The sequence below is a fragment of the Streptomyces sp. NPDC107550 genome (assembly GCF_055639095.1).
In genome coordinates, this window is sequence record NZ_JBVKBC010000017.1 from 128,455 (window position 1) to 149,870 (window position 21,416).

Below are 21,416 nucleotides of genomic sequence, written 5' to 3' on the forward strand. Positions count from 1 at the left end.
GTTAGGCAGATATATACCGCAAATCAAACACGAAACGGGCTAATCACCCTTGTGCCGCAACGGACTCGGCTGTCTCAGAGTTCCTCTTGGGTGCGGGAGCCCTCGTCGAAGTCGTCGAGGTCCGCCATGAATCGCTCCAGACGTCTTGCCGCGCCGGCGAGATCGTGTTTGGCCGCGGCCGTAATGGCCAGCAGCTTCCGGGTCAGCGCCATCCGTACGCCCTCCGGGACTTGCAGTGCGCGCACTCGGGAGTGCGCTTCCTTGAGTTGGTCCGCGACCGCCGCGTACATCTGGAGTTGGCCGTCGTGTTCCATGCACAGATTGTGCCATCTGGGGCGAGTTGTCGCCTCCGCAGGGGGTAACTCCCGCCCCGCACGGGCCTGCTGACCCGGCACACGACGCCCCTGTCCACGGCGGCGCCGAGGCACGCGTACCCGGGGAACACCCCAGGTATTCAAGGGAGTTGACGCCACCCGGGAACCACCCGTTCAGTCCATCGGGGGCCGCCTCGGCCCGCACATGGAAGTACCCCCAACCGGTGCACGATTGGGGGTACGGGCCCTGCGGATGTGGCCTGAATATGCCTTGCCCGGCGCTGTTTCCACACCGCCGGGCAAGGGGGGCGGCCCTGACGGGGGCCGCGGGGGCTCGGTCAGATCTGGATGGTCTGCGGCTTGAAGGAGGGGCGCTTCGCCTCGTAGGCGGCGATGGCGTCCTCGTTCTGGAGGGTGATGGAGATGTCGTCCAGGCCGTTCAGCAGCCGCCAGCGGGAGTTCTCGTCCAGCTCGAAGGCGGCCGTGATGCCCTCGGCGCGCACCTCACGGGCTTCGAGGTCGACCGTGATCTCGGCCTGCGGGTCCTTCTCGACCAGCTCCCACAGGGCGTCGACGACCGTCTGGTCGAGGACGACGGTGAGCAGACCGTTCTTCAGCGAATTGCCGCGGAAGATGTCGGCGAAGCGAGAGGAGATGACGGCCTTGAAGCCGTAGTTCTGCAGCGCCCACACGGCGTGCTCGCGCGAGGAGCCCGTACCGAAGTCGGGGCCCGCGAGCAGCACGGTGGCGCCCGCGCGCTCCGGCTGGTTGAGCACGAAGGAGGAGTCCTTGCGCCAGGCCTCGAACAGCCCGTCCTCGAACCCGTCCCGCGTGACCTTCTTGAGCCAGTGGGCGGGGATGATCTGGTCGGTGTCGACGTTGCTGCGGCGCAGCGGCACGGCCCGGCCGGTGTGCGTGGTGAAAGCTTCCATGACTGATCAGACTCCAGCGGGCGTACGGGCGTCGGACTCGGCGAGGTCCGCGGGCGAGGCCAGATGGCCCAGCACGGCGGTCGCGGCGGCCACCTGCGGCGAGACCAGATGGGTGCGGCCGCCCTTGCCCTGCCTGCCCTCGAAGTTGCGGTTGGAGGTGGACGCGGAGCGCTCGCCGGGAGCGAGTTGGTCCGGGTTCATGCCGAGGCACATCGAGCAGCCCGCGTGCCGCCACTCGGCGCCGGCCTCCTTGAAGACCTTGTCCAGGCCCTCGGAGACGGCCTGGAGGCCCACCCGGGCGGAGCCGGGCACGACCAGCATGCGCACCCCGTCGGCGACCTTGCGGTCCTTGACGATCTCGGCGGCGGCGCGCAGGTCCTCGATGCGGCCGTTGGTGCACGAACCTACGAAGACGGTGTCGACCTTGATGTCGCGCAGCGGCAGCCCGGCCTCCAACCCCATGTACTCCAGGGCCTTTTCGGCGGCGTGGCGCTCCGAAGCGTCTTCGTACGAAGCCGGGTCGGGGACGGCCGCCGAAAGCGGGGCGCCCTGGCCCGGGTTGGTGCCCCAGGTGACGAACGGGGACAGCTCGTCGGCCTTGATGAAGACCTCGGCGTCGAACACGGCGTCGTCGTCGGTGCGCAGCGTCTTCCAGTACGCGACGGCCGCGTCCCAGTCGGCGCCCTCGGGGGCGTGCGGGCGGCCCTTGAGGTAGGCGAACGTGGTCTCGTCGGGGGCGATCATGCCGGCGCGGGCGCCGGCCTCGATGGACATGTTGCAGATGGTCATCCGCGCTTCCATCGACAGTTTCTCGATGGCGGAGCCGCGGTACTCCAGGATGTAGCCCTGGCCGCCGCCCGTGCCGATCTTGGCGATGATGGCGAGGATCAGGTCCTTGGCGGTGACGCCCTCGGGCAGGTCGCCGTCGACGGTGATGGCCATCGTCTTCGGGCGGGCCAGCGGCAGCGTCTGCGTGGCGAGCACGTGCTCGACCTGCGAGGTGCCGATGCCGAACGCCAGCGCGCCGAACGCGCCGTGCGTCGAGGTGTGCGAGTCGCCGCAGACCACGGTCGTGCCGGGCTGGGTCAGGCCGAGCTGCGGGCCGACGACGTGCACGACGCCCTGCTCGACGTCGCCCAGCGAGTGCAGGCGCACACCGAACTCGGCGGCGTTCTTGCGCAGCGTCTCGAGCTGGACCCGGGAGACCGGGTCGGCGATCGGCTTGTCGATGTCGAGGGTCGGGGTGTTGTGGTCCTCGGTGGCGATGGTGAGGTCGAGCCTGCGCACCTGGCGACCGGTCTTGCGCAGCCCGTCGAACGCCTGCGGGCTGGTCACCTCGTGCAGCAGGTGCAGATCGATGAAGAGGAGGTCGGGCTCGCCCTCGGCGCGCCGGACGACGTGGTCGTCCCAGACCTTCTCCGCGAGTGTCCTACCCATCGCTTTCCCTCCGGCCGGCAGTGGTGCGCCGGCCCAACTAGAGATTTCGGGATCGCCGTCGCCCGTACCCCTCGTACCGGACGGCGGCGGCCGGGCCCGTTGGTCCGCGGGCCGCTGTCCGTACAGAGTGGCAAGTTCCACGGAAAATTGAACTTGCGTTTCACAGAGTGAGACGGGAGTATCGACGCATGGACAACAGTAGCGGCGTCGGCGTTCTGGACAAGGCAGCCCTTGTCCTCAGCGCCCTGGAGTCCGGACCCGCGACCCTTGCCGGCCTTGTCGCGGCCACCGGATTGGCACGACCCACAGCCCACCGCCTGGCGGTGGCCCTTGAGCACCACCGCATGGTGGCGCGTGACATGCAGGGCCGTTTCATTCTCGGCCCGCGCCTCTCGGAACTCGCGGCGGCGGCGGGCGAGGACCGGCTCCTCGCCACGGCGGGGCCCGTCCTCACGCATCTGCGGGACGTGACGGGCGAGAGCGCGCAGCTCTACCGGCGCCAGGGCGACATGCGCATCTGTGTCGCGGCGGCGGAGCGGCTGTCCGGACTGCGGGACACGGTCCCGGTCGGTTCGACGCTCACCATGAAGGCGGGCTCGTCCGCGCAGATCCTCATGGCCTGGGAGGAGCCCGAGCGGCTGCACCGGGGCTTGCAAGGCGCGCGCTTCACGGCGACGGCCCTGTCGGGCGTACGGCGGCGCGGCTGGGCCCAGTCGATCGGTGAGCGGGAGCCGGGCGTCGCGTCCGTCTCGGCGCCGGTGCGCGGCCCGTCGAACCGGGTGGTGGCCGCCGTCTCGGTCTCCGGCCCCATCGAGCGGCTGACGCGGCACCCGGGGCGGATGCACGCCCAGGCCGTGATCGACGCGGCGGGGCGGCTCTCGGAGGCCCTGCGCCGCTCGGGCTGACGCACCGCCCCCCTCTCCCCTGCCTCTTCCCGCCTGTTCCGGCCGGTCGCTCCAACGCCGCAGCGACCGGCCGGAGTCATGTCCGTACGCGGATGCCGTACGCCGGTGCCGTACGTGAATGCTCGCGCCCCGGGAACGACGAAGAGGCACGACGAAAAGGCCCTTCCCGACTGCTCGGGAAGGGCCTCGATCGTTCGCGCGTACCCCCGACCGGATTCGAACCGGCGCTACCGCCTTGAGAGGGCGGCGTGCTAGGCCGCTACACAACGGGGGCGCGGATCTCGCAGGCGCTCGATGAACGATGCCGCGGATCCAAGCTGGTCTACCAGGACTCGAACCTAGACTAACTGAACCAGAATCAGTCGTGCTGCCAATTACACCATAGACCAATGTGGTTGAGACCAGCTCGTACCCCCGACCGGATTCGAACCGGCGCTACCGCCTTGAGAGGGCGGCGTGCTAGGCCGCTACACAACGGGGGCCCTAGCGATCCTGCATCAGGGACAGTGGGTGCGACCCGATCTGTCCCCGCGGGAAGGATCTGTACCCCCGACCGGATTCGAACCGGCGCTACTGCCTTGAGAGGGCAGCGTGCTAGGCCGCTACACAACGGGGGCTTTGTGGATGTGAGATCCACGGTTGCAGATGAGCTCTGCGAGCTGGCCTACCAGGACTCGAACCTAGACTAACTGAACCAGAATCAGTCGTGCTGCCAATTACACCATAGGCCACCGAAACACAACCCCCGGGGGGATCTTGCTTGGCTTGCGCTCCGGGGTTTCGGCCTTTCGGCCCGCTCCCCTCGGCGCAGGAAGAACATTACCCGAAGGTCTGCGGCGCTCCAAAACGGGTATCCCGCGCCAGCAGCCCCGGCAGCTCGTCGAGGCCCCTGACGCTGACCAGCTCGGGCCGTCCGCCGAGGCCCGCGCGGTCGAGCCAGATGCCGGTCAGGCCCGCCTCGACCGCTCCGCGCGCGTCCGTGTCCGGCTGGTCACCGACGTACGCCACCTCCGCGGGCGCGAGGCCCAGCTCCTCGCACACGGCGTGGAAGGCGGCGGCGCCGGGCTTGGCGACGCCGAGTTCGGCGGCGCACAGGACGGCCTCGAAGCGGTCGCGTACGCCGAGGACGCGCAGCTTGCGGTCCTGGTTGTGCAGGGAGGAGTTGGACAGCACCGCGTGGCGGTAGCCGGCCGCCAGCGCCTCCAGGGCCGGCACGGTGTCCGGGAACAGGCTCCAGGCCGCCTCGTAGTGGCCGAGGTAGCGCGTGAACCAGGCGTCCGCCTCCGCGTCGCTCAGGGGCCGCCCCACGAAGTCGCGCACGCGGTCCCTGCGCTGGCCCGGCCAGTCCACGGCGCCGGACTCGAAGCGGGCCCAGTGCGTGCGGGTGGCCGCCCGCCAGCGGGTCAGCGCCTGCTCGATGCCGCCGTGCGCGTCGAGCAGGCCCTCGGTGCCGAGGTGGGCGCGCATACCCTCCGTGTCGGCGCGCGCGTAGTCGAAGAGCGTGTCGTCGATGTCCCAGACGACGGCGCGGATCCGCGGCGGTGTGCTCGGCATGGCTCGACGGTACGCGGATCAGCCCTCCTCGGGGCTCGGGACGACGAAGAAGTCCGTGACGAAGCAGGTGACCTCGCCGCTCGCGGTACGGCCTATCCAGGTCGGGTACGCGCCGTCGCCCCAGCCCGAGGTGAAGGCGGCGAGGGTGGCGCCGCTGCCCGGGGCGGTGACCAGGTGCGGGCCGCCCGCCCAGTCGCTGTCCTCGAAGGCGTCCCACAGCGGGCCCTCGTCCTCCACGCACTCGGGGAAGGCGCCGTCCACGGACGCGTCGTAGAAGCAGCCGGTGCCGGCGTCCACCCCGTACCCGTAGAACTCGTCGGGGCCGAGGGCGGCCGGGTCCTGGCCGGGCAGCAGCGCCTGCTCCCAGGTGGCGGCGGGCTCGTCGCGGACGACGACGCGGGCGGCGGCGACGCGGGTGTGCGGGGTCGCGCCGGGGTCCGGGGCCGCGCCGGGCTCGGTGAGGGTGGCTATGGCGGCGTCGACGCGGTAGGCGCCGGGCGCGACGGTGACGGTGAACGGCTCGACGGCGCCGTCGCCCAGGTACACGAAGGGGTCGCAGGCGACGATCCGGCCCGTGGGCAGGGTCAGCTCACCGCCCCGGACGACGTCGAGGACGCCGGCGGTCCCGGTCTCGTACGCGAAGGTGTGGCCAGGGGTGAACAGGCGGTCGTAGTCGCGTGCGGACATCGGCATGGAGGTGCGCCCTTCGTGGCTGTGCCGCCCGGTGCGGCAACCGTCACGAAGACCGTAGCGGCCGGCACTGACAGTGGCCGCGGGGACGGCGGAGGGGCCGCACCCGGCGTGCGGGTGCGGCCCCTCGAGACCGACTCTGCGGTCAGGTGCCTCAGGCGGCGAGCCGGGCGAGGGCCGCGTCGATGCGGGCCAGCGTCTTCTCCTGGCCGAGCACCTCGAGGGACTCGAACAGGGGCAGGCCGACCGTGCGGCCGGTGACGGCGACGCGGACCGGGGCCTGCGCCTTGCCGAGCTTGAGGCCGTGCGCCTCACCGGCGGCGAGGACGGCCTCCTTCAGGGACTCCGCGGAGTTCCAGTCGGCGGCGGCGAGCTTCTCGCGGGCCGTGACCAGGAGGGCGTCGGAGCCCTCCTTCATGGCCTTGGTCCAGCTCGCCTCGTCGAAGACCGGCTCGGGCAGGAAGAGGAAGTCGACGTTGTCGGTGATCTCGGAGAGCACCTTGAGGCGGGTCTGCGCGTGCGGCGCGATGGCCTGCCATTTGGCGTCGTCGAAGTCCTCGGGCGCCCAGGGCGCGACGGGCGCCTTGAGCCAGGGCTCGCAGCGGGCGGCGAAGTCCTTCACGTCGAGCAGGCGGATGTGGTCGCCGTTGATCGACTCGCACTTCTTGAGGTCGAAGCGGGCCGGGTTCGGCTGGACGTCCTTGACGTCGAAGGCGGCGACCATCTCCTCGACGGAGAAGATGTCGCGGTCGGCGGAGAGCGACCAGCCGAGCAGCGAGAGGTAGTTGAGCAGGCCCTCGGGCAGGAAGCCGCGCTCGCGGTAGAGGTTGAGCGAGGACTGCGGGTCGCGCTTGGAGAGCTTCTTGTTGCCCTCGCCCATCACGTACGGCAGGTGGCCGAAGTGGGGGGTGGACTTGGCGATGCCCAGGTCCTTCAGCGCGTCGTAGAGCGCGATCTGGCGGGGCGTGGAGGAGAGCAGGTCCTCGCCGCGCAGGACGTGGGTGATCTCCATGAGGGCGTCGTCGACGGGGTTGACGAGCGTGTAGAGCGGGGCGCCGTTGGCGCGGACGATGCCGTAGTCCGGCACGTTCTCCGGCTCGTAGGTGATCTCGCCGCGGACGAGGTCCTCGAAGGCGATGGTCCGGTCGGGCATCCGGAAGCGGATGATCGGCTCGCGGCCCTCGGCCTCGTAGGCGGCCTTCTGCTCGGCGCTCAGGTCGCGGCAGTGGCCGTCGTAGCCGGAGGGCCTGCCGGCGGCGCGGGCGGCCTCGCGGCGCTCGTCCAGCTCCTCGGTGGAGCAGTAGCAGGGGTACGCCTTGCCGGCAGCGACCAGCTTGTCGGCGACGTCCTTGTAGATGTCCATCCGCTGGGACTGCCGGTACGGGGCGTGCGGGCCGCCGACCTCGGGGCCCTCGTCCCAGTCGAAGCCGAGCCAGCGCATGGCGTCGAGGAGCTGGTTGTAGGACTCCTCGCTGTCGCGGGCCGCGTCGGTGTCCTCGATGCGGAAGACGAGGGTGCCCTGGTTGTGGCGCGCGAAGGCCCAGTTGAACAGGGCGGTGCGGACCAGGCCCACGTGCGGGTTACCGGTGGGCGAGGGACAGAAACGGACACGGACGGGGGACGCTGCTGCGCTAGCCACGCTTGACAACCTTGTTGGTGAGAGTGCCGATGCCTTCGATGGTGACGGCGACTTCGTCGCCGACGTTGAGGGGGCCGACCCCTTCCGGGGTGCCCGTGAGGATCACGTCGCCCGGGAGCAGCGTCATGGCCTCGGAGATGTTGGCGATCAGGTCCGCGATGGGCGTGATCATGTCCGACGTACGGCCGAGCTGGCGCTGGGCGCCGTTGACCGTGCACTGGATGGTGAGGTCGGAGGCGGCCGCGAGGTCGAGGCCGGTCTCCACCCAGGGGCCCAGCGGGCAGGAGGAGTCGAAGCCCTTGGCGCGGGCCCACTGCTTCTCGCGCTTCTGCACGTCGCGGGCGGTGACGTCGTTGGCGGCGGTGTAGCCGAGGATGACGTCGTTCGCGCGCTCGCGGGGGACCTCGCGGCACATGCGGCCGATGACCACGGCCAGCTCGGCCTCGTGGTGCAGTTCCTGCGAGAAGGAGGGGTACTGGATCGCGTCGCCGGGGCCGATGACGGACGTCGACGGCTTGAAGAAGGCGAAGGGGGTGTCCGGGACCTCGTTGCCCAGTTCCCTCGCGTGCTCCGCGTAGTTGCGGCCGAAGGCGATGACCTTGTTCGGGAGCACGGGCGGCAGCAGCCGGACCTTGCTGACGGGGACCTTGGTGCCGCTCAGCTCGAAGTCGGCGAACGGGATGCCCTTGATGATGTCGAGGACCAGCTCGTCGGGCTTGTCGCCCTCGACCGCGCCGAAGGCGACGTTCCCGTCGATGGAGAATCTGGCGATGCGCACGGGTTGGCTGCGCCCCTTCTACGTCGTGCGGTGTGCCCGGGTTCGGGTCGTCCGGGGTCCAGGCTAACGCTTGGGGCTTGACAGCTCGCGCGGCCTCGCACCCGCCGGTGGAGCGGCTCGCGCCCGCCGGTGGGGCGGTGCGCACCCCGCGCCGGGGCGGTGCGCGGGTGTCAGGCGGCCGGGGCGGGCTGAGCGGTCTCGGGGGCTTCCATCAGGATCGTCCGCTTGGGGTTGGCCGTGTTCGTCGGCAGCTCGGCGGCGTGTTCCGGGAGGGCCGGCGCGGCCTGGATCTCGTCGGCGTCCTTCAGGTGCGCCAGCGTGGTGCGCCGGGGGTTGGCAATGTTGTGGAACATCATCGTCGTCTTCATGACAGCGTTCTGGAACCTTCTGGCTAGGAGTCGGAGAGCCCATCCCTGTAATGCGTCAGGCTAAACATCTGATTCCCGTCGAAAGCCGGGAAGTTGTGATCGACGGCATGTGAGTTTGCTCACGAGAGGCACCACAAATAGGGCACTTCGGACCGGGAACCCCGCTCACGAAAACGGACATTACGCCACTGAACCCACCATTCCGCTCTGGATCATGGCGACTGGGACACCCCCCGCCCGTACAGGGAAGGCCCGCGAATGTCCGCTTTCTCCTAGATCATTTTCTACGTCTCGTGACGCCGCCCTCACACGGCGTCACCGCTGGTGCGGGGCGCCCCTCGGCCCTTGTTGGAGATCCGGCACTGTGCTGGAATTCCCGGGACCGCCGCAGCATGGAACCGGCGCACAGGGGCGCGCGACAGCGCCGAGCGGCGGCGGAGAAGGGGGAACCCAGCGCCGGTCACTCACGACCACACGGGGGGCGTTTCAGGTCGCCCCTCGAACTACGCCGACACCGTCTTGTCCGCGCACGCGGGCAGGGCGCCTGGTCCAGAGGTTGCGACGCTAGTGCAGGGACGTAAGAAGAGGGATGGCAGCGCTGCGGCGGAGCCGGAGCCGCGCGGCGGGACCGGCCCGATAGCCGGCGGTTCCCAGCCCCCGCACGCCCAGAGCCCGGGGCGCACCGCGTCCGTCGACGCCGGGGAGCGCGACGGGCGCCCCGCCGGCTCCGGCGGCGCGAGCACGCCTGCCCCGGCCGCGGCGAAGCCCCAGGGTCCGACCGGCCCCGGCTCGCGCGTGGCCCTGCGCAACTGGCGCATCTCGACGCGCCTCGTGGCGCTGCTCACCCTTCCCGTGGTGGCGGCGACCTCGCTGGGCGCGCTGCGTATCGCGGAGTCGCTCGACGACATCCAGCAGCTCGAGAACATGAAGCTGCTGACGGAGATGACCAAGCAGGCCACGGACCTGGCCTCGGCGCTCCAGGAGGAGCGCGACCAGTCGGCCGGCCCGTTGTCCAACAACGCCAAGGCGACGGACGACTTCAACATCAAGGCCGCGCGCGAGAAGACCGACCGCGCCCGCGCCACGTTCCTGCAGAGCACCACGGACATCGAGGGCGACGGCGAGAGCGGCAACCTCAACGGTGTGCACGCGCACGCCGTGCAGATCGCCAGCGCCCTGTTCAACCTCAACAACATCCGGCAGAACGCGTACGCCAGCAAGGCGAACTCCTCGCAGACCGTCGAGGCGTACGCCCGGATCATCGAGCAGTTGCTCTCCCTGTCGACCGACATGGCGCAGGCGACCAACAGCCCCGAGATGATCCAGCGCACCCGCGCGCTCGCCGCGTTCTCCTCGGCCAAGGAGTACGCCTCCGAGCAGCGCGCGATCATCGCCGCCGCGCTGCCGCCGAACAGTTCCTCGTACGGCAAGCTCTCCGAGGTCGACCGCCAGTACGGGCAGGCCGCCGAGGACAACCAGGACTCCGAGCTGGACTCGTTCAAGTCCGTGTACGGCACGGTCGAGGCCGAGGAACTGCTCAAGCCGCTCGACGAGAACAACGCGACGATCAAGGCGGCGGACAACTACGCCAACCGCGTCCTCGCCAAGCCCGAGGGCATCCGCACCCAGGACAAGCGCTCCTACAAGGACTGGGTGGACGCCGACACCTCCCGTATCCAGGAGATGTCCAAGGTCGAGCTGACGCTGCTCAACGAGATGGAGCAGCAGGCCCGCGAGCTGCGCAACGCCTCCGAGCGGTCCGCCATCGTCAACGGTGCCCTGATCCTGATCGTGCTCGGCGTCTCGCTCGTCGGCGCGTTCGTCGTGGCCCGGTCCATGATCCGCTCGCTGCGCCGGCTCCAGGACACGGCCACCAAGGTCGCCCAGGAACGCCTGCCCGAGCTGGTCAAGGAGCTGTCCGAGGCCGACCCGCAGGACGTCGACACGTCCGTGGAGTCGGTCGGTGTGCACTCCCGGGACGAGATCGGCAAGGTGGCCGCGGCCTTCGACGACGTGCACCGCGAGGCCGTGCGTCTGGCCGCCGAGCAGGCCCTGCTGCGGGGCAACGTCAACGCGATGTTCACCAACCTCTCGCGCCGCTCCCAGGGCCTCATCCAGCGCCAGCTCTCGCTCATCTCCGAGCTGGAGTCGCGCGAGGCCGACCCGGACCAGCTCTCCTCGCTGTTCAAGCTCGACCACCTCGCCACCCGTATGCGCCGTAACGGTGAGAACCTGCTCGTCCTCGCCGGTGAGGAGCCCGGCCGCCGCTGGACGCGGCCCGTGCCGCTGGTCGACGTGCTGCGCGCCGCCGCGTCCGAGGTGGAGCAGTACGAGCGCATCGAACTGGCCGCCGTGCCCGCCACGGAGGTCGCGGGCCGGGTCGTCAACGACCTCGTGCACCTGCTCGCCGAGCTGCTGGAGAACGCGACCTCGTTCTCCTCGCCGCAGACCAAGGTCAAGGTCACCGGTCACGCGCTGCCCGACGGCCGGGTGCTGATCGAGATCCACGACACCGGCATCGGCCTGTCCCCCGAGGACCTGGCCGCGATCAACGAGCGGCTCGCGTCGCCGCCCACCGTGGACGTCTCGGTCTCGCGCCGCATGGGTCTGTTCGTGGTCGGCCGGCTGTCCCAGCGCCACGGCATCCGCATCCAGCTCCGCCCGTCGGACTCCGGCGGTACGACGGCGCTCGTCATGCTGCCGGTGGACGTCGCGCAGGGCGGCAAGAAGGTCCCCGGCAAGCCGGGCGCCGGCGGTCCCCCGGTCGGCACGGGCGGTCCCGCCGCGGCCCAGGCCGCAGCCGGTGCCGCGGCCGCGCGCCGCGGTGTCGCCCCGGGCAACGGCGGCGCTCCGGGCGGCCGACTCCCCGGCGGCCCCGGCGCGTCCCGTCCGCAGGTCGGCGCGGGCGGCCCCCGTGCGGCGCTGCCCTCGCGTGACGGCGGCCCCCAGCACCCGCAGGGCCAGCAGAACCCCCAGGGCCAGAACCCCCAGGGGCAGGGCCCGTACGCGCCTCAGCAGCCGCAGCAGTCCCAGCAGGCTCCGCAGTCCCAGCAGTCCCAGCAGGGCGGCCTCTTCCAGCCGAACCAGAACCAGGGCCAGAACCAGCAGCAGGGCCAGAACCAGCAGGGCCGGCACCAGAACCCGAACCAGCCCAGCGCCCCGCACCCGCAGGGCCCCGGCGCTCCGGCGCAGCGGGACCCCCAGGGCCGGCGTCCGCAGATGCCGCAGCGCCCGCTGCCGGCGCGCGCGCCGCAGCAGGACCAGCAGAGCACCGGGGCGTTCCCGGCTCTCCCGCAGGACCCGCAGGGCACCGGCGCCTTCCCGGCCGTGTCGCAGAACCCGCAGAGCACCGGCGCGTTCCCGGCCGTGCCGCAGGGCCCGGGCCAGGGTCCGGTGCCGCCGCAGCAGCGCACGCACGCCGACCCCAATGGTCCGGCCGAGCCGCGGGGCGCCCGCCCGGTGCTGCCCCCGCGCGGTGGTCCGCGCGCGGAGCTGCCCGGCGGCAACCCGCAGCCCCGGGTGCCCAGTTGGAGCGACGAGAACGCGCAGCCGCACCTCGACGCCCCGCGCGGGCACGAGGAGCCGGACTCCACGGCGCAGTTCCCGCGCATCGAGGACGGCCGTCAGGGCGAGCAGCACGGGGTGGGTTCCACCGCCGAGTTCGCCCGCCCCGACTTCGACGCGCAGCGCCCGGACTTCGACGCGCAGCGTCCCGGTTTCGACGCCCCGCGTCCGGCGCCCCACGCGGGCGGTCCGGCGCAGGACGGCGGCCAGTTCGTCCGCTCCGACGTGTTCGGCGCGATCCCCCCGGCCGGACAGCAGCACGGCGGCGGCCAGCACGGCGGTCCCGGTGACCGCGGCGGCTACCCCGAGCAGGGCCTGAGCCAGCAGGGCCTGAGCCAGCGTCAGAACCCGGCGGACACGGGCCAGTTCGAGCGTCCCGCCGCCCCGCGTCAGCGCGGTGGCGAGCAGCAGGGCTTCCCGCAGGGGCCGCGCCAGGGCACGGACGGCGTGGGCATCCCCGTACAGCCGGAAGCGCAGGACTTCCTGCCGCCCGCCGGTCCCGGCGACGGTCGTACGCCGCTGTACGACACGCTGGAGACGAACTGGTTCCACAACCAGCAGGAGCGCGGTCAGGCCGAGTCCGCCGCGCCCGAGCAGCAGAGCCAGGATCAGCTCGGCGGGCAGGACGGCCGTGACCTGCCGCAGCGCGCGCCGCGGGCGCAGGGTCCGGCGGGCGGGCAGCAGCAGAGCCCGCAGCAGCACGCCCCGGGCGGCCAGGCCGCGCCGGGTCAGCCCCAGAACTCCGGCCAGAACCCCGCCGGTTGGCGGCAGTCGCCCAACGACGAGCTGATGCGGCAGGCGGAGCGGGTGCGCAAGCCCGCCGCCGGCGGTGTCACCGTCTCGGGTCTGCCGCGCCGTGTGCCCCGGGCGAACCTCGTGGCGGGCACGGCGCAGGAACAGCAGCACCAGTCAGGTCCCCAGGTCTCGCGCGCGCCCGACGACGTGCGCGGACGGCTGACCAATCTCCGACGGGGCATCCAGCAGGGTCGTCAGGCCGGCACCACGGGCCAGACGGGCAGCTACCCCCGCCCCACTCACCAGCAGGAGCGTTAGTTGAGCCAGATGAGCCAGGCGGCACAGAACCTGAACTGGTTGATCACCAACTTCGTGGACAACACCCCAGGCGTCTCGCACACGGTGGTGGTGTCCGCGGACGGGCTGCTGCTCGCCATGTCCGAAGGCTTCCCGCGGGATCGCGCGGACCAGCTCGCGGCGGTGGCGTCGGGCCTCACGTCGCTGACGGCCGGCGCGTCGAGGATCTTCGAGGGCGGCCCCGTCAACCAGACGGTGGTGGAGATGGAGCGCGGCTTCCTCTTCCTGATGTCCGTCTCCGACGGCTCGTCCCTCGCGGTGCTCGCGCACCCCGAGTGCGACATCGGCCTCGTCGGGTACGAGATGGCGCTCCTCGTCGACCGCGCGGGCGCCGTCCTCACCCCGGACCTGCGCGCCGAACTGCAGGGCAGTCTGCTGCACTGAGGGGCCGCCGCCGCGGACGGTGTGACGGCCGGTAACCCCTGGCCGCCCGCACAGTCTTACGCACCAGCAGCCCCGAAAGCCACAGCAGTCACGTAATCCCCTTCTGAATACCGTCTGGCCGTCACATCTCCCCCACCGGCCCACCCTCAGACGGCAGGCCCCCCGACCGCCGTCCCGCCCGGAGGATCGATCCATGACCCCGCCCACCGCTCCTCACGATCCGTACGGAAGTGCCTCGGCACATTCCTCGTACGGCTATGAGGGCGACCAGCCGCTGGTCCGCCCCTATGCGATGACCGGCGGCCGGACCCGGCCGCGCTACCAGCTCGCCATCGAGGCGCTCGTCTCGACGACCGCCGACCCGGCGGCCCTGGTGACGCTGCTGCCCGAGCACCAGCGCATCTGCCACCTGTGCCGCGAGGTGAAGTCGGTGGCCGAGGTCTCGGCGCTGCTCGCCATGCCGCTCGGGGTGGCCCGCATCCTCGTCGCGGACCTGGCCGAGGCCGGGCTCGTCGCCATCCACCAGCCGGGCGGCGACGAGAACAACGGCGGTGCGCCGGACGTGACTCTGCTCGAAAGGGTGCTCAGTGGACTTCGCAAGCTCTGACAGCACGCTGGAGACGACCCGCGCGACCACCTCGGCGAAGATCGTGGTGGCGGGTGGCTTCGGCGTGGGCAAGACGACGTTCGTGGGGTCGGTCTCCGAGATCAACCCGCTGCGCACCGAGGCCGTGATGACCTCGGCGAGCGCCGGCATCGACGACCTCACCCACACCGGGGACAAGACGACCACGACGGTCGCCATGGACTTCGGCCGCATCACGCTCGACCAGGACCTGATCCTCTACCTGTTCGGTACTCCCGGCCAGGACCGCTTCTGGTTCATGTGGGACGACCTCGTACGCGGTGCGATCGGCGCCGTCGTGCTCGTGGACACGCGCCGCCTCGCGGACTGCTTCCCCGCCGTCGACTACTTCGAGAACTCGGGCCTGCCGTTCGTCATCGCCCTCAACGGCTTCGACGGCAACCAGCCCTACACGCCGGACGAGGTGCGCGAGGCGCTCCAGATCGGGCCCGACACCCCGATCATCACGACGGACGCCCGACACCGTGCGGATGCGAAGAGCGCGCTGATCACGCTGGTGGAGCACGCTCTGATGGCTCGCCTCAAGTAGACAGAATCGGTCATAACTCGGCCATCAATTGGCTGAATCCATACGGCAGTTGTCGTAGGCCACAGGGAGCGCTTTGTGGCCTTTGACACGCGCGACCCCTGCGTTCATAACGTTTCGACAGAGAATTGCAGGGGCGCAGACACACGTCGCGCACACCTGGTTCCACTGCGCTCACAAGAGCCCCGCCTTTTGGCGGGGCTCGCTCTTTATGACCGTTTTATCTGGGGCATGCATCACCCGGAGGTTCCGCTTCCGACTGTTTGGAAGTGCGCCTCCTGACGTGCTGGAATGCGCTGAACTGCCCAGTAAGAACGGGCCTGGAGACACACAGCGGCACAACGTAGGTGCCGACGCCGAGAGGTTGTTGGTCGAGTGAGGCGAAGCAAGAACAGTCCCGAGCCGGCCGCGGCGCGGGGCAACTTCACCCCGCCGCCGCGGGCCACGGCACCGGCCGCCCCGGTCGAGGCCGCGGCACCGGCGTCCGGCGGCCCGTCCGGCGGGAAGCTGTCGCCGCGCAACTGGCGCGTACCCGCGAAGCTGAACGCCATCCTCCTCATACCCGTGATCGTCGGCCTGGTCATGGGCGGCTTCCAGGTCAAGAACTCCATCGACACCTGGCACGAGGCCGAGGACGCCGAGAACACCGCCCGGCTCGTCCAGGCGTCCCTCACCTACGGCAACCGCCTCATCGAGGAGCGGGACGTCTCCGCCGCTCCCCTGCTCCAGGGCAAGCGCCACGACCCGGCCGTCGTCAAGGCCCGCGAGGCCACCGACGCCGCGGCCGACGCCTTCCGCGCGGCGGCGCAGAACATGCCGCACAAGGAGGGCCTGGAGCGCCGCATGGCGCAGTTCACCAAGGTCGAGGGCGGCCTGGGGAAGCTGCGCGCCGCCGCCTACACCTCCAAGCTCGACGGCGTGAAGACCGAAGAGGGCTACGTCGCCATCCAGCACCCGCTGATGGAGTTCGCCAACGAGCTGGGCCTCGGCACCGGCAACATCACGAGCTACGGCCGTACCGTCTACGCCATCTCGCTGTCCAAGGCCGCGCTCTCTCTTGAGCGCTCCATCGGCATGCACCTGCTGGTCAAGCCCGGCCCGACCGCCACCAGCTTCGGCCGCCAGCGCACCGCGCTCGGCTCGTACGCCTACCTGGAGAACATCGCGGTCGAGGAGTACAAGGGCGGCGGTACGCCCGAGGACCTCAAGAAGCTCGACGACGCGATCACCCAGCTCAAGAGCGACGGCAAGAAGCAGGCCGCCGAGGCGAAGGCCAAGGACCCCTCCTTCACGCCGCCGCCGGACGCCGCCGAGATGGTCGGTGACATCGTCGCCCTGCCCAGCACCGCGCCGAGCGCCCGCGCCGCGCTCGCCGGCAAGGGCGTCACCCCCGAGAACTGGTGGGCGGTCAACACCGCGAAGTTCGACGCCTACCGCACGATCGAGTCCGACCTCGCCGACAAGGCCGTGACCGAGGCGTCCGGCATCGCCGCCGACGCCAAGCGCGAGGCCATCATCATCGGCGCCGCCGTCGTGGTCGCCCTGCTGGCCGCCGTGCTGCTCGCCGGTCAGATGGCCCGCCAGATGTCCCGCTCGATGCGCCGCCTGCGCTCCGCCGCGTTCGACGTGGCCGAGCAGCGCCTGCCGATGCTGGTCGACCAGCTCTCGCGTACCGACCCGGGCCGGGTGGACACCCGCGTGACGCCCATCCCGATCACCACCACCGACGAGATCGGCGAGGTCGCCCGCGCCTTCGACCAGGTGCACCGGGAGGCCGTCCGGCTCGCCGCCGAGCAGGCCCTGCTGCGCGGCAACATCAACGCGATCTTCACCAACCTCTCGCGCCGCAACCAGTCGCTGATCGAGGGCCAGCTCACCCTCATCACCGACCTGGAGAACAACGAGGCCGACCCGGACCAGCTGGAGAACCTCTTCCGCCTGGACCACCTCGCCACCCGTATGCGCCGCAACGGCGAGAACCTGCTGGTCCTCGCCGGTGAGGAGCCCGGCCGCCGCTGGGACCAGCCGGTCCCGCTGGTGGACGTGCTGCGCGCCGCCACCTCCGAGGTGGAGCAGTACGAGCGCATCGAACTGCAGGGCGTGCCGGAGGCCGACATCCACGGCCGTGCGGTCACCGACCTCGTGCACCTGCTGGCCGAGCTGCTGGAGAACGCCACCACGTTCTCGTCGCCGCAGACCAAGGTCCGCGTCACCGCGACCCGGCTGCCCGACGGCCGCGTCATGATCGAGATCCACGACAAGGGCATCGGCCTGACCGCCGAGGACTTCGCGGACATCAACCACAAGCTGGCCAACCCGCCGACCGTGGACGTCGCGATCTCCCAGCGCATGGGCCTGTTCGTGGTCGGGCGGCTGTCCGACCGGCACGGCATCCGCGTCCAGCTGCGCCCCTCGGGCGAGCAGGCGGGCACGACGTCGCTGGTCATGCTCCCCGACGCGATCACCCACGGCGGTGGTGGCGGCCACGTCGACGAGAACGGCGAGTTCACCGTCTCGACGATGATCCCGGAGCAGCCGTCCTTCGAGAAGGCGCCGCTGCGCACCGCCGCCGAGCTGGGCTTCGACGACAGCCGCTACGACGTGCCCGACGATCCGCGCGAGCTGGACCCGGTGGGCCGCTCCCTGATGCGCGAGGAGCGGCGCGCGGCCCTGGAGGCGCAGGCCGGCACCCAGCAGGAGCCGCAGCCCGGGCAGACGCCGGACAGCCGCCCGCTCTTCCGCGACGAGGTCGACACGGCCCGCGGCGGCCACCCGGACCAGCCCCACGCACCCCACCAGCCGCAGCAGCAGCACGCTCAGCACCAGCAGTTCGAGCAGTTCTCGTACGACAACCAGCAGCAGGCCGCCTACGGCGATCAGGGTCACGGTGTCTACGGCGAACAGCAGCAGGTGACGTACGGCGATCAGGGTCAAGTCCCGTACGAGGGCTACGCTCCCGCGCAGAACGGCTACGACACCGGGACGCAGGCCGGATACGACCAGGACTTCGGTCGTGGGGACGGCTATGCGGAAGTTCCCTCGGAGCCCTACCAGGCGTTCGAGGCACCGGCGCGTACGGGTGACTGGCAGGCGCAGGGCGCGTACCAGGACGACTCGAACGCTCCGTACGCCCCCGAAGCGGAATCTTCGCAGGCCGCTGACGCGGCCGAGCCGGAGAGCGTAGGCTTCGACCCGCACGGCCCGCTGTCGGCCGGCCCCTCCCCCTCCGTCGCGCAGGAGCTGACCGACGCCGGTCTGCCGCGCCGTGGCTCCTTCGGCGCCCCCGAGCAGGGCGGCGAGAACGGTGACACGTGGCGCTCCGCCAACGACGACCGGTGGGAGCGCGCGGAGCAGCTCAAGCGGCCCAAGGCGGGCGGGGTCACCGCGTCCGGACTCCCGCGCCGGGTGCCCAAGGCCAACCTGGTCGAAGGGACCGCGGAGTCCACACCGCAGGGCGGCCCCCAGATCTCCCGCGCCCCCGAGGACGTACGGGGCAGGCTGAGCAACCTGCGCCGGGGCGTGCAGCGGGGACGCGCGGAAGGCAGCAGTGAGCAGCAGTGATCGAAACGAACGGCCAGGACAGCGGGTCTCCCGCCGGCCCTGACAGCACCTACAACCAGGAGCGTTAGTGTGAGCCCGATGAGCCAGGCGGCACAGAACCTGAACTGGTTGATCACCAACTTCGTGGACAACACCCCCGGGGTGTCCCACACGGTGGTGGTCTCCGCCGACGGACTCCTTCTGGCGATGTCCGAAGGGTTCCCCCGCGACCGCGCCGACCAGCTGGCGGCCGTCGCGTCGGGTCTGACCTCGTTGACCGCGGGCGCGTCCCGCATCTTCGAGGGCGGCGCGGTGAACCAGACAGTTGTGGAGATGGAGCGAGGATTCCTCTTCATCATGTCCATTTCCGATGGTTCTTCTCTCGCCGTCCTCGCACACCCGGAGGCGGACATCGGCCTCGTCGGGTACGAAATGGCGCTTCTCGTCGACCGCGCGGGTTCGGTTCTCACCCCCGACCTGCGCGCGGAGCTTCAGGGAAGCCTTCTCAACTAACAGACAGGCGGTGCGTTTTCGCGTCCTGGGGCCGTAAGGTTTCGGGACGCGGCTCCACAGTGATGGTGCCCAGCGCAGTCGGAGGAGGAGTACGTGTCCGGTTCAGCAACACCCCCGAGTGGTTCGTCGGCCCACTGGCCGCCCTACGGCCACGGCCAGGGGCGGCAGGAGCAGGCCGGCATGGGCGGTGACGGTTCGCAGAACCCGTACGGCTACCCCTCCGCGCCGAGCCACGCCCGGCCGACCCGGCAGCCCGGTCCCTACGACCAGCCGCCCGCGCCGCGCATCCAGCCCGTGCAGCCGCAGCCGCGTCCCGACGCGCGGCCCGCACCCGCCGCGAACAACCCCCTGGTACGCCCGTACGCGATGACGGGCGGCCGTACCAGGCCCCGCTACCAGCTCGCCATCGAGGCGCTGGTGCACACCACCGCGCAGCCGCACCAGTTGCAGGGCCAACTGCCCGAGCACCAGCGGATCTGCCACCTGTGCCGGGAGATCAAGTCGGTGGCCGAGATCTCGGCCCTGCTGACGATCCCTCTCGGTGTGGCCAGGATTCTCGTCGCCGACCTCGCGGAGGCGGGCCTGGTCGCGATCCATCAGCCCGGCGGCGACGAGAGCGCCGGCGGCCAGCCAGACGTGACTTTGCTCGAAAGGGTGCTCAGTGGACTTCGCAAGCTCTAGCGGAGGGCCGGTTACTCCAAGTCGCTCCACCACCTCGGCGAAGATCGTGGTGGCGGGTGGCTTCGGTGTCGGCAAGACGACGTTCGTCGGCGCCGTCTCCGAGATCAACCCGCTGCGCACCGAGGCCGTGATGACGTCCGCGTCGGCGGGCATCGACGACCTCACCCACACCGGGGACAAGACGACCACGACGGTCGCCATGGACTTCGGCCGCATCACGCTCGACCAGGACCTGATCCTCTACCTGTTCGGCACGCCCGGCCAGGACCGCTTCTGGTTCATGTGGGACGACCTCGTACGCGGCGCGATCGGCGCCGTCGTGCTCGTGGACACGCGCCGCCTCGCGGACTGCTTCCCCGCCGTCGACTACTTCGAGAACTCGGGCCTGCCGTTCGTCATCGCCCTCAACGGCTTCGACGGCAACCAGCCCTACACGCCGGACGAGGTGCGCGAGGCGCTCCAGATCGGGCCCGACACCCCGATCATCACGACGGACGCCCGACACCGCGCCGACGCGAAGTCCACGCTGATCACGCTCGTGGAGCACGCCCTGATGGCGCGCCTGCGCTAGCGCTCCCCGCGCGCGGACGGACACCCGCGCGCCGACGGACAGACGAAAGCCGCGGTCGCCTTCCTCGATGGACGAGGGGGAGGCGACCGCGGCTTTCGGCGTGCTGCCCGGTGCGGGTCCGGGGGCGTGCTGCCCGGTGCGGGTCCGGGTCAGCGCCAGCTGTGCGGGGCGCGGAAGCCGGGCTCACGCTCCAGGCGGCGCCAGCCGGCGCGGGAGCGGTGGTCGTGGTGGACCGGGGTCTCGGGGCCGGCGGCCGCGCGGGCGAGCAGGATCGCGGTGATGGCCGCGACCTCCTCGGGCTCGGCGTGGCCCTTCTCGACACGGATGTCAGGAGTGGACATGGGGCAGGTCTCCTACGAGTAGGTCCGCGTTACTGCGGCGGGTTGCCGTGCTTGCGGGAAGGCAGGTCGGCGTGCTTGGTGCGCAGCATCGCCAGGGACTTGATGAGCACCTCGCGGGTTTCGACGGGGTCGATGACGTCGTCGACCAGGCCGCGTTCGGCCGCGTAGTAGGGGTGCATGAGTTCGGACTTGTATTCCTTGACCATCTTCTGGCGCATGGCCTCGGGGTCCTCGGCGTCGGCGATCTGCCGGCGGAAGATCACGTTGGCGGCGCCCTCGGCGCCCATGACGGCGATCTCGTTGGTCGGCCAGGCGTAGGTGAGGTCGGCGCCGATGGACTGGGAGTCCATGACGATGTAGGCGCCGCCGTAGGCCTTGCGCAGGATCAGCGAGATCCGGGGCACGGTCGCGTTGCAGTACGCGTAGAGGAGTTTCGCGCCGTGGCGGATGATGCCGCCGTGTTCCTGGTCGACGCCGGGCAGGAAGCCGGGCACGTCCAGGAGGGTCACGATCGGGATGTTGAACGCGTCGCACATCTGGACGAAGCGGGCGGCTTTCTCGGACGCCTCGATGTCCAGGACCCCGGCCAGCGACTGGGGCTGGTTGGCGACGATGCCGACGACCTGCCCGTCGAGCCGGGCCAGGGCGCAGATGATGTTGCGGGCCCAGCGCTCGTGGACTTCGAGGTAGTCGCCGTCGTCGACGAGTTCCTCGATGACCTTGGTCATGTCGTAGGGGCGGTTGCCGTCGGCGGGCACGAGGTCGAGGAGGACGTCGCCGCGGCGGTCGGCGGGGTCGTCGCACTCGGTGGTCGGCGGGTTCTCCCGGTTGTTCTGCGGCAGCAGGGACAGGAGGTAGCGGACCTCGGCGATGCAGGTCTCTTCGTCGTCGTAGGCGAAGTGGCAGACACCGGAGGTCTCGGCGTGGACGTCGGCGCCGCC

18 protein-coding genes, 5 tRNA genes and 1 pseudogene are annotated in these 21,416 nt (G+C 70.8%); 9 read left to right on the top strand and 15 right to left on the bottom strand.

What is annotated here, in order from left to right; all coding sequences use genetic code 11:
* Positions 1 to 74: 74 nt before the first annotated feature.
* From ACZ7LY_RS22525 to leuC, 3 genes are all read right to left on the bottom strand, one after another.
* On the bottom strand, positions 75 to 314 hold the full coding sequence (locus ACZ7LY_RS22525) for an SCO5555 family protein (RefSeq protein WP_471626448.1): 240 nt from the start codon (positions 312 to 314) through the stop codon (positions 75 to 77).
* 338 nt (positions 315 to 652) lie between these two features.
* Complete coding sequence (leuD, locus tag ACZ7LY_RS22530) at positions 653 to 1,246, bottom strand: 3-isopropylmalate dehydratase small subunit (protein ID WP_471626449.1); 594 nt, start codon at positions 1,244 to 1,246, stop codon at positions 653 to 655.
* Between the two features lie 6 nt (positions 1,247 to 1,252).
* A complete protein-coding gene (gene leuC, locus ACZ7LY_RS22535) occupies positions 1,253 to 2,683 on the bottom strand; it encodes a 3-isopropylmalate dehydratase large subunit (RefSeq protein WP_471626450.1) in 1,431 nt (476 codons plus the stop codon).
* Positions 2,684 to 2,871: 188 nt separating this feature from the next.
* Between leuC and ndgR the strand changes: the two genes are divergently transcribed.
* Entirely contained in the window at positions 2,872 to 3,588 is a 717-nt protein-coding gene (gene ndgR / locus ACZ7LY_RS22540) for an IclR family transcriptional regulator NdgR (protein ID WP_187742582.1), read from the top strand.
* A gap of 201 nt (positions 3,589 to 3,789) precedes the next feature.
* Here the strand turns inward: ndgR and ACZ7LY_RS22545 are convergent.
* The 10 genes from ACZ7LY_RS22545 to ACZ7LY_RS22590 all read right to left on the bottom strand — a co-directional run bounded on the left by ACZ7LY_RS22545 (position 3,790) and on the right by ACZ7LY_RS22590 (position 8,617).
* Positions 3,790 to 3,862: transfer RNA gene (locus ACZ7LY_RS22545), tRNA-Glu, on the bottom strand.
* A 43-nt stretch (positions 3,863 to 3,905) separates the two neighbouring features.
* Positions 3,906 to 3,977, bottom strand: a tRNA-Gln gene (locus tag ACZ7LY_RS22550).
* A 20-nt stretch (positions 3,978 to 3,997) separates the two neighbouring features.
* A tRNA-Glu gene (locus ACZ7LY_RS22555) sits at positions 3,998 to 4,070 on the bottom strand.
* 62 nt (positions 4,071 to 4,132) lie between these two features.
* A tRNA-Glu gene (locus tag ACZ7LY_RS22560) sits at positions 4,133 to 4,205 on the bottom strand.
* 42 nt (positions 4,206 to 4,247) lie between these two features.
* Positions 4,248 to 4,319, bottom strand: a tRNA-Gln gene (locus ACZ7LY_RS22565).
* An 88-nt stretch (positions 4,320 to 4,407) separates the two neighbouring features.
* Entirely contained in the window at positions 4,408 to 5,142 is a 735-nt protein-coding gene (locus tag ACZ7LY_RS22570) for an HAD family hydrolase (protein ID WP_471626451.1), read from the bottom strand.
* Between the two features lie 18 nt (positions 5,143 to 5,160).
* On the bottom strand, positions 5,161 to 5,835 hold the full coding sequence (locus ACZ7LY_RS22575; RefSeq protein ID WP_471626452.1) for a DUF4241 domain-containing protein: 675 nt from the start codon (positions 5,833 to 5,835) through the stop codon (positions 5,161 to 5,163).
* 151 nt (positions 5,836 to 5,986) lie between these two features.
* Positions 5,987 to 7,471 (bottom strand): glutamate--tRNA ligase, encoded by a 1,485-nt coding sequence (gltX, locus tag ACZ7LY_RS22580; protein ID WP_471626453.1) that lies wholly within the window; start codon positions 7,469 to 7,471, stop codon positions 5,987 to 5,989.
* Positions 7,464 to 8,249, bottom strand: coding sequence for a fumarylacetoacetate hydrolase family protein (locus ACZ7LY_RS22585; RefSeq protein ID WP_471626454.1), 786 nt, complete (start codon positions 8,247 to 8,249; stop codon positions 7,464 to 7,466). Before ACZ7LY_RS22585 ends, gltX begins: the two co-directional genes overlap by 8 nt.
* 170 nt (positions 8,250 to 8,419) lie before the next feature.
* Positions 8,420 to 8,617 carry a hypothetical protein gene (locus ACZ7LY_RS22590; RefSeq protein WP_471626455.1) on the bottom strand — a complete coding sequence of 66 codons (198 nt, stop codon included), beginning with the start codon at positions 8,615 to 8,617 and terminating at the stop codon, positions 8,420 to 8,422.
* 567 nt (positions 8,618 to 9,184) lie between these two features.
* Here ACZ7LY_RS22590 and ACZ7LY_RS22595 point away from each other — a divergent pair.
* From ACZ7LY_RS22595 to ACZ7LY_RS22630, 8 genes and pseudogenes are all read left to right on the top strand, one after another.
* The gene (locus tag ACZ7LY_RS22595) at positions 9,185 to 13,234 is read left to right on the top strand and encodes a sensor histidine kinase (RefSeq protein WP_471626456.1); all 4,050 of its coding nucleotides are present in this window, start codon (positions 9,185 to 9,187) and stop codon (positions 13,232 to 13,234) included.
* 9 nt (positions 13,235 to 13,243) lie between these two features.
* Positions 13,244 to 13,657, top strand: coding sequence for a roadblock/LC7 domain-containing protein (locus ACZ7LY_RS22600; protein ID WP_207827120.1), 414 nt, complete (start codon positions 13,244 to 13,246; stop codon positions 13,655 to 13,657).
* Positions 13,658 to 13,850: 193 nt separating this feature from the next.
* Complete coding sequence (locus ACZ7LY_RS22605; RefSeq protein WP_471626457.1) at positions 13,851 to 14,264, top strand: DUF742 domain-containing protein; 414 nt, start codon at positions 13,851 to 13,853, stop codon at positions 14,262 to 14,264.
* Positions 14,245 to 14,832, top strand: a complete 588-nt coding sequence (locus ACZ7LY_RS22610; protein ID WP_471626458.1) for a GTP-binding protein — start codon at positions 14,245 to 14,247, stop codon at positions 14,830 to 14,832. The genes ACZ7LY_RS22605 and ACZ7LY_RS22610 overlap by 20 nt, the downstream gene beginning before the upstream one ends.
* Positions 14,833 to 15,204: 372 nt before the next feature.
* Positions 15,205 to 18,458: pseudogene (locus ACZ7LY_RS22615) on the top strand (nitrate- and nitrite sensing domain-containing protein).
* A 10-nt stretch (positions 18,459 to 18,468) separates the two neighbouring features.
* Positions 18,469 to 18,882 (top strand): roadblock/LC7 domain-containing protein, encoded by a 414-nt coding sequence (locus ACZ7LY_RS22620; RefSeq protein WP_005311461.1) that lies wholly within the window; start codon positions 18,469 to 18,471, stop codon positions 18,880 to 18,882.
* A gap of 93 nt (positions 18,883 to 18,975) precedes the next feature.
* Entirely contained in the window at positions 18,976 to 19,563 is a 588-nt protein-coding gene (locus ACZ7LY_RS22625) for a DUF742 domain-containing protein (RefSeq protein WP_471626459.1), read from the top strand.
* Positions 19,544 to 20,134 (top strand): GTP-binding protein, encoded by a 591-nt coding sequence (locus ACZ7LY_RS22630; protein ID WP_471626460.1) that lies wholly within the window; start codon positions 19,544 to 19,546, stop codon positions 20,132 to 20,134. The genes ACZ7LY_RS22625 and ACZ7LY_RS22630 overlap by 20 nt, the downstream gene beginning before the upstream one ends.
* Before the next feature lie 149 nt (positions 20,135 to 20,283).
* Here the strand turns inward: ACZ7LY_RS22630 and ACZ7LY_RS22635 are convergent, their stop codons facing one another.
* Positions 20,284 to 20,475 carry an acyl-CoA carboxylase subunit epsilon gene (locus ACZ7LY_RS22635; protein WP_471626461.1) on the bottom strand — a complete coding sequence of 64 codons (192 nt, stop codon included), beginning with the start codon at positions 20,473 to 20,475 and terminating at the stop codon, positions 20,284 to 20,286.
* Between the two features lie 29 nt (positions 20,476 to 20,504).
* Positions 20,505 to 21,416, bottom strand: a 912-nt coding sequence (locus ACZ7LY_RS22640; RefSeq protein WP_471626462.1) for an acyl-CoA carboxylase subunit beta, incomplete at its 5' end; no start/stop codon positions are given.